The organism is Symploca atlantica LB2515, from assembly GCF_052546295.1.
The window spans coordinates 4194058-4206189 of sequence record NZ_JBQWMT010000001.1; the positions used below are offsets into that span (position 1 = coordinate 4194058).

At 44.0% G+C, this 12132-nt stretch carries 11 protein-coding genes; 7 read left to right on the forward strand and 4 right to left on the reverse strand.

Going from position 1 to position 12132, the window contains the following annotated elements:
• Positions 1-27 precede the first annotated feature (27 nt).
• Positions 28-1605, reverse strand: coding sequence for a vanadium-dependent haloperoxidase (locus tag ACT7WV_RS17515; RefSeq protein WP_445104107.1), 1578 nt, complete (start codon positions 1603-1605; stop codon positions 28-30).
• Between the two features lie 804 nt (positions 1606-2409).
• On the reverse strand, positions 2410-2601 hold the full coding sequence (locus ACT7WV_RS17520; protein WP_445104108.1) for a hypothetical protein: 192 nt from the start codon (positions 2599-2601) through the stop codon (positions 2410-2412).
• Between the two features lie 154 nt (positions 2602-2755).
• Here ACT7WV_RS17520 and ACT7WV_RS17525 point away from each other — a divergent pair, with 154 nt between their 5' ends.
• The 5 genes from ACT7WV_RS17525 (at position 2756) to ACT7WV_RS17545 (ending at position 6231) form a co-directional block, all read left to right on the forward strand.
• Entirely contained in the window at positions 2756-3508 is a 753-nt protein-coding gene (locus tag ACT7WV_RS17525; protein ID WP_445104109.1) for an energy-coupling factor ABC transporter permease, read from the forward strand.
• Positions 3509-3543: 35 nt separating this feature from the next.
• On the forward strand, positions 3544-3933 hold the full coding sequence (locus tag ACT7WV_RS17530) for a PDGLE domain-containing protein (protein WP_445104110.1): 390 nt from the start codon (positions 3544-3546) through the stop codon (positions 3931-3933).
• A 17-nt stretch (positions 3934-3950) separates the two neighbouring features.
• Entirely contained in the window at positions 3951-4727 is a 777-nt protein-coding gene (gene cbiQ, locus ACT7WV_RS17535; protein ID WP_445104111.1) for a cobalt ECF transporter T component CbiQ, read from the forward strand.
• Positions 4728-4808: 81 nt separating this feature from the next.
• Positions 4809-5603, forward strand: a complete 795-nt coding sequence (locus ACT7WV_RS17540; RefSeq protein ID WP_445104112.1) for an energy-coupling factor ABC transporter ATP-binding protein — start codon at positions 4809-4811, stop codon at positions 5601-5603.
• Positions 5604-5793: 190 nt separating this feature from the next.
• The gene (locus ACT7WV_RS17545) at positions 5794-6231 is read left to right on the forward strand and encodes a ferritin-like domain-containing protein (protein WP_445104113.1); all 438 of its coding nucleotides are present in this window, start codon (positions 5794-5796) and stop codon (positions 6229-6231) included.
• 148 nt (positions 6232-6379) lie between these two features.
• Here the strand turns inward: ACT7WV_RS17545 and ACT7WV_RS17550 are convergent, their stop codons facing one another.
• Positions 6380-7264, reverse strand: coding sequence for an LPS biosynthesis glycosyltransferase (locus ACT7WV_RS17550; RefSeq protein ID WP_445104114.1), 885 nt, complete (start codon positions 7262-7264; stop codon positions 6380-6382).
• 129 nt (positions 7265-7393) lie between these two features.
• Positions 7394-9409: a protein kinase domain-containing protein gene (locus tag ACT7WV_RS17555; protein ID WP_445104115.1), complete on the reverse strand. Its 2016-nt coding sequence runs from the start codon at positions 9407-9409 to the stop codon at positions 7394-7396.
• 420 nt (positions 9410-9829) lie between these two features.
• On the opposite strand from ACT7WV_RS17555, the gene ACT7WV_RS17560 reads away from it, so the two are divergent.
• Both ACT7WV_RS17560 and ACT7WV_RS17565 read left to right on the forward strand, forming a co-directional pair.
• Positions 9830-11335: a phenylacetate--CoA ligase family protein gene (locus ACT7WV_RS17560; protein ID WP_445104116.1), complete on the forward strand. Its 1506-nt coding sequence runs from the start codon at positions 9830-9832 to the stop codon at positions 11333-11335.
• Positions 11336-11730: 395 nt separating this feature from the next.
• Positions 11731-12126, forward strand: coding sequence for a DUF4211 domain-containing protein (locus ACT7WV_RS17565; protein ID WP_445104117.1), 396 nt, complete (start codon positions 11731-11733; stop codon positions 12124-12126).
• Positions 12127-12132 lie beyond the last annotated feature (6 nt).

Sequence of the window (12132 nt, forward strand, 5' to 3'; positions counted from 1 at the left end):
CCTTGAAACCGTTAAGAATCAGCAGAACTAAATTTTGATACCAGTGCCGTCAAACTTAGTGAGAGTGAAGCAGTGGTCTTCGTTGTAGGTAAGCTTGTGTTCTTGCAAAATACCAATCGCGATCGCTTCCCCTAATTTTACTGCCTCTGAATAATCAGTACGCCAGTGAACACCAGCCCCATTACGCCCAATCGCAATATTAGCTGCCAGCTTATTGAGTTCACCACCTACCGTTAAGATTTCTGTATTCGGTCCACTAGAAGGAATATAAGGCGAAAGTTGAGTGCCATCAGCATTAGACACCACTGGGTTAGTAATCACAAACGACTCATCAAAAAAGGCCTTGAGGACAGTTACACAAGCGCCAGCAACTGTAGCGTGTCCTGCACCGTAGGCGGGGTGCATCGGCGAACCTTCAGGAAATGCCTGGGGCAGTAGGTAAGTACCATATTTGTTAAAGACTAGCCTGACAGCCTCGGAATTGAGAATCTCCGGATCGATGGGGTATTTTGCCTGATCAGTTAAATGGTTATGAACCAGTCCGCCGAAGGCTTCGGGCCGCAGTCGCCGATGCACAAACCATTTTTGATACCAGACTGCCTTGAGTGCTCTGGTGGCTACCTCTGTCACAAGGCTAAGAATGTGTGGCCCACCAAACGTGCCAAATCCATCCTGATTGCGGGAAAATAGATAAGGATTACCCACATCAAAGGCAGCCTTCATGTCCAGCAAGATAAAGCAAGCGTTCAAGTAAGCTTGATAGAGAGCATCAAAATGAACATAAGTAGCTAAATCTCGCAGATTACGGATATAACGAGGAACCGAATCAAACTGATCCTGACCACTTAAATCAAAGCCGTTTTGCACAGCTAGCCAGCATTGGTAATTGGTCAAAAAGTCTTTATTAGAGACTGTCGTTCTCTGCCGTTGAGAAATAGTTTGTACACCGTATTTAATTTCTCTTAACAGAAACTGGGAGATATAAGGGCCAACTAAATTCCCTGATGCATTGCCTCGAAACAGAGTATTAGCTGTTACTTTCCCCCTTTCTTTGGGACCAAAAAAAGCAGAGCAATTTGATAATTCTTCGGTGGCTCTAGCAACCAAGCCATCTCTAGAAAAGTCTGTGAAATTAATATCCCGCAACAGTGCCATCCAGTAGATTTCTATGGCTTCACAGGAGTTTTCTGGGCCATCAATACGCGGCGCAGGAGGAATCGCTAGTGACTGAGCATCTGGGCCTTCTAGTTCAAAGGTTAGACCAGCTTGCGGATTGACAAATCGGCGACAACCAATTTCTGATTGATTGGGTCGGCATTCTTGAGGTAATTGTGGTGCTGGAGTATTATCACAACCCCGTGGAATGTTCTCAAAGTCTTCTGATTTACCACTGCACAAAGCTTTGAGCAGAGCTTTATATGCTGCTGGCTCAACTTCACCCAAGTCATTATGGGGTAATCCTTTAGTATGGTTCGCAATAAAGTTGGGATAAGCAACTTCTGCACCATTATTCAAATGTTCTGGATGAGGACGCAAAAAAGCAATTTCTGCTGCCTCTTCACGTATTTTACGAGCTAAGATACGGCGAGAAAAAATATTTGCCATGAAAAGTTTACCTTGCCTTGTGTTGTATATAAATTGATGATGTTCGCGCCGCTCATTTTAAGCAGCTAAGCTTGATAGATTCTCCTGCTTGTTAAGGGCTAGCTACTATACCAAACTTAGCTGTATTATGTAAGTAAGTTGTTACAAAAAGCCAGCTATTTAACAGGAATCTAGTCAAATTAGCTCGTTATAGAAGATAACATTCAAAGATTATCTGTTTGATTCCGGACAGATTTACCTACAACCACAAAAATTACTGTAGCGTTTAGGAGTAATAGATTGGTCAGGAGAGCTATTGATCTAATATCTTCAATAAGTATTAACTAAATAACCGAAAAATTCTTGAGCTTGGGGCTTAAATTAGATAAGATAGCTGGCTCAGAAAAACACATCGGTGGCGGTGGACAAGAATGGCAAGAGCCTCCCCATTGAGAAATAACATCTAGGGTTTTACGAGGTTCAGCTACTGGTAAACTCATTTCAAATTGATGCCACTTCTTCACTCTAACCCTCTGCTAGGCTGCTATCTACACTCCATGATTACTTCTGATTGCTATAAATTATGGTAATTTATATTTGTCTAATATTCTAATAAATGAGCTGCTTTCGACCTACAAATTGCCGCTTTCCGGCAGCAAATTAATTCCGGCAAAAAGCAAAGCGGCAGTGTATTGCACACTATCAGCTAATACTAATTCCACACAGAAACTACAATCAATTAATTCTTAAATAATTTTTGAGGCTAATTCTATTCTGGTTAGACATTTATCTCTTTCTTTTAATTTTACTTTGGGCTGAAAAACTTTAAAGCTTAGAGGGAAGGTCAGATAGTGCAGAAACGGCAATCTCTAATACTTTTTCCAGCAGGAGACGGGCAAGGGTTTCAACGGAACCTCCATACTCATCGGTGCCAAGGTTATAGCTATCATAAACTACCCACACATCAAAGTAGGTGTGGGAGTTTGTAAATGCCGTTCTTGTATCGCTCCGGTTCATGAATTCTATACTCGACCAGTCGTTTACAAGAAGTCATCCCCTAGAGAAAGCCTGCGTTATGCCCCCCCCTCGCATTGCATTTTTTGGTTAAGACAGCTTCTATGAGATGGTTTATGCTTACAAATAATTGGGTTGGCAAAGAAAACTTTTGAGAATGGTTACAGTTGAGCTGTCGAATATCCTGTCCTACAGTTTGCAGCAAGGGATGGTACAGCCACATTTGGCTTTGCATATCCCGGATGGCTTCTTAAATCTACCGATTAGTCTAGTCTGTTGGATAATCGCCATTGGTCTCATTGCACTTTGCTTAAGTCGAGTGCAAGACGAATACCAAGAACGAGCCGTACCCCTAATGGGGGTTTGTGCCGCATTTATTTTTGCTGCACAAATGATCAATTTCCCCATTCCCGGCGGCACTTCCGGTCACCTTCTGGGGGGAACATTAGCTGGTATTTTATTGGGACCATGGGCAGGTTCACTAGTGATGGTAGTTGTATTCATCGTTCAAGCAGCCGTCTTCCAAGATGGTGGCTTGACAGTGCTAGGAGCCAATATCACTAATATGGGGCTGATTGGCACCTTTGGCGGTTATTACCTCTACCGCACAATTCGCTATGTTATCAGTCGTGATAGTTGGCGAGGAATGGCAATTGGTACAGTAGTCGCTGCTTGGACAAGTGTCTTTGTCGCCTCAATTGTATGCGCAGCACAACTGGCATTATCAGGAACTGTACCTTTTGCAGTAGCCTTATCCGCAATGGCGTTTTGGCATTTGCTGATTGGTATTGGAGAAGCACTGATTACTTTGGCAGCCGTGAGTTTTGTCTGGCGGAATCGACCTGATTTACTTTACGATCCCCCCCGCAAAAGGAATTCATCTGGCTCTCGTCAGTTTGCAGGGCGTTAAAGGGTGTGTCTAAATAGATGGAGATGGAAACGTTTATGAGTAATAATAACCTTTCGCGATCTCGCAACTCTGCCTTTGTGATTGCTGGTTTAGGGACAGCACTACTGATTGCCATTTTCCTCTCTCCCTTCGCTAGTTCAGATCCTGATGGTTTAGACCGCGTCTCACAAGATTTGCAGTTTGAAGACAGGGCAGTTGAAGACGCACCAGCAGACAAATTGCCTTTTGCTCAAGTTTTTGATGAGTATGCCCTTAAAGGTGTACCAGAAGCTGTCGCGACTCCTTTGGCTGGTTTAGTAGGAACATTAGCAACTTTTGGTTTAGCATTGGCAATTGGCAAACTCGTTATTAAAGGTTCTCATGCTTCCGCGCCAAATCAGGATGCCTCTGTCTCCTCAGAACAGACAGACGAGCCACTGCAATAGAAAAGGAAATTGAGTGGATGCTACTGCATATCGGGGCGTTTCGTCTAGACATTGACAGCAAAAAAGTAACTCCTTGGCAAGCCTTAGCACCCCGTACTCGGCTGTTGTGTATACTGCTGTTCGTGTTTGCGATCGCTTTGACACCGAATGGACGTTGGTGGACTTGGGCAATCTATGGCGTGGGTGTGTTTGGCGTTGTTCTGCTAAGCCGAGTAACTCTACCAGTGTTGCTCAAGCGCATCGCAGTGGAATTCGCTTTTATCAGTGTGGTTCTCCTGGGGACTTTGTTTCGGGAAGGCGGCAGGGTAATCTGGTCTTGGGGTTTGCTACAGATTACGACAGTGGGATTAACTGTTTTAGGTAGCGTTACTTTCAAGGCTTTGCTCTCCCTGCTGATGCTCAATGTGCTAACTCTCACCACGTCATTTCCAGCACTACTGAATGCCTTAGTTGGGTTGCGGGTTCCACCGTTGTTGGTGGCAATTCTCGCCTCCATGTATCGCTATATTGGTGTCTTAATTGGCGAGTTTCAGGCGATGCGCAAAGCAGCAGCCTCTCGCAACTTTAGTGGTAGCAATCACTGGCAACGCCAGGTAATTGGCAACATGATGGGATCGCTATTTATTCGCACTTATGAGCGAGGAGAGCGAGTATATCAAGCAATGCAGGCCAGGGGTTACCAAGGAGTACCCTTGGCAGAGAAAGTACCTCAAGGCGGACGCAGAGACATTTTAGCCTTGAGTTTAACTACAATTTGGGTGCTGCTAGGGCAGGTAATTTATTTACGCCAATAGTAGCTAGGAAGGTTGAGGTTTGTTCTTTAGATATGCAGATATGCCTCATTCAACATCCAAAATTTACAATCCAAAATCTCCATGCACCATAATCCCATCAAAATTGAAAACCTTAGCTATAGCTATCCCGATGGTATTCAGGCGTTAAGGGAGATTAACCTCTCTATAGAAGCCAATGAGCGGGTAGCATTGATCGGAGCTAATGGTTCAGGAAAATCTACCTTACAGTTACACCTCAATGGGATCATCATGCCCCAAGAGGGAACCGTGAGGATTGGAGAATGGTCTGTAACCTCGAAAAATTTACGAGAGATTCGCAATTTTGTGGGTTTAGTATTTCAGAATCCTGATAACCAGCTCTTTATGCCCACGGTTTGGGATGATGTTGCCTTTGGTCCAATTAATCTGGGTTTGCAAGGTGAGGCTCTGAGGGAACGAGTCTGTGGAGCGATGGCAGCAGTAAACATGGATCCAGATTACTACGGGCAAAGGAATACCGAGAACTTATCAGGGGGAGAAAAGAAACGGATTGCGATTGCAGGTGTTTTAGCAATGAACCCGCAGGTGTTAGTCTTCGATGAACCTTCGGCTCAGTTAGACCCCCATTCCCGTCGTCAGTTAATCGAGCTACTGCAAAGCTTAAAACTTACGCAACTCATTGCCACTCATGACCTAGACTTAGCTTTAGAACTTTGCGATCGCACGGTGGTTTTGAGTCAAGGTCAGGTTGTTTACGACGGCACAACGGAGGCAGCAATGAATGCTCCTGACTTCCTCGCTGAACATTCTTTAGAATCACCTCTAAGTTACAGTCGTCCCTACTGTAGGCTAGAAGATGCGCCAGTAGAGAGAGAGTTGAGTTCTCAATTGTTTTGAGTGTAACAAGGCTTTGAACTCAGCAATGATTCTTTCTTTCTGCTATAAGCTTGTTAGGGAAACTTGTCCAAATGTCAGGAATTATCGAAAAATGTTCCTTGGCAACGCTTAGTCGGTAGATTAATTGTTAAAGTCTTTTCAGGTTTAACCTATTAATTGCTGCCTACATCTACCTAGAGATAAGTTTAAAATGCTCAAAGATCTTGACCTGAAAAAAACCACCGACATCCTCAACGCCATAGTGCAATATGAGCTAGCTGGTGTTGTGCGTTACACCCACTACGCTTTGATGGTAACTGGTCCCTACCGAATTCCCATTGTGGATTTTTTCAAAGCGCAGGCTAACGAGTCTCTGCTCCACGCTCAGGAGGCAGGAGAAATTATTGTCGGTTTAGAAGCTCATCCTAGCCAATCTGTTAGTCCTATTGAAGAAACCCACCAGCATTTTGTCAAGGATCTTCTCACAGAAAGCCTCCACCATGAGAGAAAAGCTTTGGAAATGTATAAAGACTTACTCTCTGTAGTGGAAAATGCCAGCATTTATCTAGAAGAGTTTGCCCGCACCAAAATTGGTCAGGAGGAACTGCACACTTTAGAAATTAAAAAGATGTTACGAGATTTTAGCTAGGATAGAAGAGAGTCGATAGTTCTTGATCAATAACTATTGCTAACTAAAATTCTTTCTAAGTGAAATATAGGCCTCTTGCCTTTTAGTAAAGCTTAGTTACTTAACTAAAACTTACTTGGCAAGAGGTCTATGCTGAGATTAGTAATTTTCAAAGTATCGCAAAAAAGTGTCTAGTAACGGCAAAAATGAGCAGCCTTACAGGAAAACTGGAACCTTTGAGAACAGGTAGACGAAGAAAGCGTCCAGTTAGCAAACGAGCAATTCCTTTAAGGCGGGCCTGAAGTCTTACGCAGAATAGTTTAAGTTGGCTATGTTTTACTACTGAAGCATAGAGAGGTAAGAAGGCAAGCCTGCCATAGAGTACATCAGCCCTGTGAGTTTTACTCAGTCCGTTTTGCTGATGCTCAGGATTCGGTTGTCCACCATGTTCGCCATAGTTGCGAAAGGGGATGTAGTTCTTGAGTTTTTTAGCTAGTAAGAAAGCATCGATATCTGAGTCCCAAGCTAAGTAATCAGTCGGCTCCCATTTCTCTTGGATTAATTTAGCATACTCTAATAAAGAATTGGCACTTTGATTAGTCAGAATATAAGCAACCATAGCCGTGGAAAATCCTTGAGCATAGCCATCTTTTGAAACAGTGTAAAGTTGAGCAGCGCAGGTGTATAACCAAGAAATGCCAACATCGCTCCCAGTAGCATCAAAAGGCAAGGGTAGCTTTCCTAATCCCTGTACAGGCACGAAATCTGCTTCCACAATCAGCGTTGGTTTACTCTCAGATGAGGCTTTTTCCCAGGCTTTTTGATGATTCAGTAGACAGAGATAACTGCTAGATAGATTCTTAAATTCTGCTCGTTCTTCCTGTCTGAGTACTTCCCAGGCAAAACCTTCTTGAGTTAAGTACTCTTCTAGTAATTCTGTTGATTCTTGGTGGGCAATAATAAAAACTTTGCCCAGGCAATTAACAAGCTGACTTGAACTATTTACCTGACTAGTAATAGTCTTAATTATGCTCGTAACTAGATTAAATTTCATACAATTTTTCGATAATCAAGCTTCCCTCAAATCAAACCCCAAAATGAGCAATTCTCAATTAATAAAAATATTGTCTATAAAATTATAATAATTATCTAAGCTGGGGTATTCAAGCAGATTGATTGAATACTACTGGAGATCTCCGGGCTCAGTCGATTCATCAGCCGGTGATTCAGACGACTCCTGATTTTCCACTGTGAGGTCAAGTTGATAATTAATTGGCTCAGATACCTTGGAAACTAACACAAGCTCATAGAAACCGGATTCTGGTAGCTCTCCTGACCAAGTGCGATCGCGAGAGTCTTCTAGTAAAGTTGTTCCCCGAGTCGGTCCATAGATGGAAAACAAAGCTCTCCGAGCAGTTTGCAGCTTGACATTCATCAGCTGACCCGCAGAAAGTTGGGCAATGAAGACTTTTCCCTCTCCTGGTTGCAGAGTCCCGCTTACTTCTTGGCTAACGGCTCCTTGTTCAAAGACAATTTGTTCTAGAGTCTCTCTAGATTGCAACGCCATGAGCATATCTGCAACAAAGGCTTGCCAAACCTGACCAATCGGCTTGTCAATAAACTTTTTACCCTGCTCCTCTGGGAAACGCTCCAAAAATTTGGCATCTGCCAGGTCGTAAAGAGCACGGCTACTGACATGTAATTTGTTAGCTTCATTTTTCCAGCGATTGAGGTCAACTGATTTGTAGCTTCCCAATAGCTGCCGTGACGCTGAACTTAGATCAGACTCTTCCAATTTTTCTAACTGTTCAGCAGCAATGGCATCCCATTCTTCTCTCAACTGCGCATCCCCTGGCTCAACACTCAAGGGCCGCCCTCTTTGATTAGGGTACTTACTCCAAAACTCCTCATCCACTAAATCAACATAGAAACGGTAGGCAACACCTAAACTAGTACGTTGCTGCCGCAGTGTTTGTTTCCGCTGTTGTTCCTCTGGAGAAAACTGCGGTGGGGGAGGTGTTTCAACCTCATCTGGAGCTGGAACAAGAGGATTATCAACGTTGAGTGACTTATCCTTGTCTCCGGATTCCATACGGGCATGAATCCACATACTGGTAACCCAGAAGCTGAGACTACCGACAGCGGCGATGGAGATTACCAAGAGCAGGAGTTTTCCTAACAAACCGGGCGAACGATTACCTCCGGAAGAAGATAATGGCACCTCGGCAGTTGGGGGAGAAGGCTGGTTAACAGGTGAAGGAACTATGGGTAGAGTAGCCTCAATCTCAGGTAAAGGCTGTGGTGTAGTCTGGTAGGCAGTCGGTGCAGGAGAGCCAAGAAGGGACTGCAATACTTCACTAGCGCTTTGATAGCGCTCACCTGGTATTGGCTGGAGCATTTTATCTAGTACGCTCCTCAAATTAATGCTGAGGTTGCTCTGTTGCCGCCAGTTCCACCTTAGAGTTTGCGGATCCATCAGCTGCTGTGGTTCCCTACCGGTAATCAAGACCAAAGCCGTGACCGCTAACGCATATAAATCGCTATTGGGAGAGACGATTCCCCTGAGCATTTGTTCTTGAGGGGCATAGCCTACCTTACCTAAACAAGTTGCACTGCTAGAGATTCCCCCAGAATTGGCTGCTCCCAGGAACTGGGATGCTACGGTTGCCGCTACTTGCTTAACGCCACCGAAATCAATCAGCACTGGCAAACCGTCGGTACTACGCAACATTAGATTATCGGGAGCAATGTCACGATGAATTACACCCAGGGAGTGGATATACTGCAAAACCGGCAGAAGGTGGAGCATCAGTTGAGTTACTTCTGCTTCGCTAAACCCTAACCCCTGACGCTTTCTTTGCTCAAGTATGGCGTAGTAGGTTTGTCCCTCCACAAAGTCTTGCACCAAAAAGAGGAATCCTTTTTCTTGGCGCATTACCCGGAAAATTTCTCGGAACCTAGGTATTTGAGGGTGTTGTAGCTGATAGAGAACCCCAGCTTCCCGCTCAAATAGCTCTTCCGTTTTTTGCAAGGCGTAGGTACCCTGAACTTGAGGGGCAAATTCCTTTAAAACGCAAAGTTCATTAAAACGGTTAAGGTCTTGAGCTACATAAGCACGTCCAAAGCCACCATGTCCCAATTGACGAACAACGCGATAGCGACCACCTAAAGTTAGCCCCGGCTGGATTCCTTGGCTCATATCAAAATTTATTTCTGGTTTTTGGTTGTTGTTGGTTAGTTATTTGTCTTGAACCCACAAAGGGCAGGGCTTCTAGGTCAGCACACACTAAAGAGCTACACAATCGGAGTTGGTCTCACCAAGATATCCAGTTGCTCCAGATAGAGGAAGTAGAAGCAACTGTCGAGGCTTTTCTGGTTCTTTGCGCAGACGAGAGAGGCTTCAATCCGGGGAATCTACTACCTGCATATAGATCTATCCATCCAGGTTACTCGCATTCCCGGAAAAATAGAGGATAGAGCCAGCTTCAACCACCCTTTTTGCTACCAAGAATTTTGGGATTTCAGAACTCTGAAAGATTCACTGTTTTTCTCAAAAAGAATATACTGTTGATGGTCAAAATCTAGCTTACTCAGTAAATAGGCAAACGACTACACAGTAATGCAAGAAGAACAGCGCCAACGTGCCGCAAGAGCATTCCAAGACTTCTTGACTACGCCCTTTGAAACTCGACTGCAAAGGCATCAGCAAGTTCCCCCAGAAACTGCTGCCTTAGAGCTGTTTGACTCAGTTGCTACTACAGTTCCAGCCTACCAAGCTTTTTTGCAAGAACACGGCATTGCTCCAGCTTCGATTAAAACTTTCCCAGATTTCCAGAAACTTCCCCTGATTACCAAAAGTAACTATCTGCTACTTCATTCACTCTCTGAGTTGTGTCGCAACGGAAACCTGGAAAAATGCGACATGATTGCCGTTTCCTCTGGTTCCACTGGCAAACCCACATTCTGGCCACGCTTTTTGGTAGATGAACTTCAGATTGCTACCCGCTTCGAGCAGATATTCCACGATAGTTTCTCTGCCGATAGTAAGTCCACACTCGCCGTAGTCTGCTTTAGCCTGGGAACTTGGGTTGGTGGCATTTACACCGCTAACTGCTGCCGTTATCTAGCTAGTAAAGGTTATCCGGTTACCGTGATCACCCCTGGTAATAAAAAAGAGGAAATCTTACGAGTAGTCAAAGAACTGGGGCCAAGCTTTCAGCAGGTGGTATTGCTGGGCTATCCACCGTTTCTTAAGGATGTTATTGATAGTGGTATTGCTGAAGGTGTCAATTGGCCGCAGTATCAGATTAAGCTGGTAATGGCCGGAGAGGTTTTTAGTGAAGAGTGGCGTACTCTGGTTGGTAGTCGCGTCGGCTCGAACCATCCCTGCTATGACTCCGCCTCACTGTATGGCACTGCTGATGCTGGTGTGTTGGGCAATGAAACTCCTCTGAGTATCTGCATTCGTCGTTATTTGGCACAACACCCAGATACTGCTCGCCGTCTGTTTGGTGAATCGCGTTTACCCACTTTAGTTCAATATGACCCCCTAAGCCGCTTCTTCGAGGTTGAGGACGGTACATTGCTGTTTTCTGGGGATAATGCTATCCCGTTGGTGCGGTATCATATCTCGGATCATGGGGGACTAATTTCTTACGAAGCAATGCTCGAATTCCTGACAGAAGAAGGGTTTTACCCAAGGGCACAGCTACAACAACAAGGTCATAGAGGTATTCACGCTTTGCCGTTTGTCTATGTCTTTGGACGCTCTCATTTTACCGTCTCCTACTTTGGTGCCAATATTTATCCTGAAAATGTGACCGTCGGGTTAGAGCAGCCGATAATTAAAGATTGGGTTACTGGTAAGTTTGTGCTTCAAGTTAAGGAAGATGCCGACAAAAATCGCTGTTTAGCCGTTGTCGTGGAATTAGCGCCTGGAGTTGAAAGCAGTGAGGAAAAGAAAGATGCGATCGCATCTTCTATTCTTGCCCAACTACTGCGACTCAACAGCGAATTTGCCAACTACGTTCCTACCGAATACCAACGGCCGCAAGTGGAATTAGCTTCAGTCGGTGATCCTGAGTATTTTCCCCTTGGGGTCAAGCATCGGTATACCCGCCGCTAAATAATTGAACCGAATATAGTCATCCTATTTGATTTTCATTCCAAGGCAGACAGGGGGAAGGTGTTCACATCCTATTGAGGATTGCTAGAGCAAGACTATTGATTAAGAAAATAGACTCATAAATACTCAGCTTAAGTTATTTTATTGGCTGAGTTAAGGCAATAATTTTTGTCTTGCGATAACTATTAATTAGTCTTATATTTTTGCTCAAAAGTCAAAAATATTGTTATATAATCCAGACAATTTTCTACGAACTAGCTGGCAATTAACTTTTTCTTACTACTAATTTAACCTGTGACTGTTAGCTTCATAAAGCTAAACAGAAAACTGCCAAGGAAATGAGTTGTTATCGCCCCATTGTGTGCGCTATTTTGGTATTATTGAACTTAATAATATTGCCCAGCGCAGCCTTAGCTGAAAGAATTGAACGAAATTTTCTGATCAACTCTAATGGCATTCAATCGTTTGAGAATCTAGTACAGTACGCCGAAAATTTTGCTAAAAACTCGATAGATCAAGAATTTACAGCAAACCCAAAAGCAACAGAGGTTAATCTAATTATCTTAGGCGAACATCAGGGCCAGGTAGTCCCTTTGCTGCGTTCAACTGTTTCTCGTTCTCAGTGGCAGCAAAATTTTAAAATGCGTTCGTGGACTAGATATTTTGCTAGTTCTGCTTTTCTATTGGGCTTTAGAGATACCCAACCATCTCAAGCTAGTAAACCGCAATCTCGCCCAAGAGTAAGATCTAGATCTCGACTGGAAAATGATCCAGCTTTTCGGGATGACTAAATCACG

Coding starts and splice junctions, on each gene's coding strand:
- ACT7WV_RS17515 (WP_445104107.1), bottom strand. CDS start 1,605: ATGGCAAATATTTTTTCTCGCCGTATCTTAGCTCGTAAAATACGTGAA.
- ACT7WV_RS17520 (WP_445104108.1), bottom strand. CDS start 2,601: ATGAACCGGAGCGATACAAGAACGGCATTTACAAACTCCCACACCTAC.
- ACT7WV_RS17525 (WP_445104109.1), top strand. CDS start 2,756: ATGGTTACAGTTGAGCTGTCGAATATCCTGTCCTACAGTTTGCAGCAA.
- ACT7WV_RS17530 (WP_445104110.1), top strand. CDS start 3,544: ATGAGTAATAATAACCTTTCGCGATCTCGCAACTCTGCCTTTGTGATT.
- cbiQ (WP_445104111.1), top strand. CDS start 3,951: ATGCTACTGCATATCGGGGCGTTTCGTCTAGACATTGACAGCAAAAAA.
- ACT7WV_RS17540 (WP_445104112.1), top strand. CDS start 4,809: ATGCACCATAATCCCATCAAAATTGAAAACCTTAGCTATAGCTATCCC.
- ACT7WV_RS17545 (WP_445104113.1), top strand. CDS start 5,794: ATGCTCAAAGATCTTGACCTGAAAAAAACCACCGACATCCTCAACGCC.
- ACT7WV_RS17550 (WP_445104114.1), bottom strand. CDS start 7,264: ATGAAATTTAATCTAGTTACGAGCATAATTAAGACTATTACTAGTCAG.
- ACT7WV_RS17555 (WP_445104115.1), bottom strand. CDS start 9,409: ATGAGCCAAGGAATCCAGCCGGGGCTAACTTTAGGTGGTCGCTATCGC.
- ACT7WV_RS17560 (WP_445104116.1), top strand. CDS start 9,830: ATGCAAGAAGAACAGCGCCAACGTGCCGCAAGAGCATTCCAAGACTTC.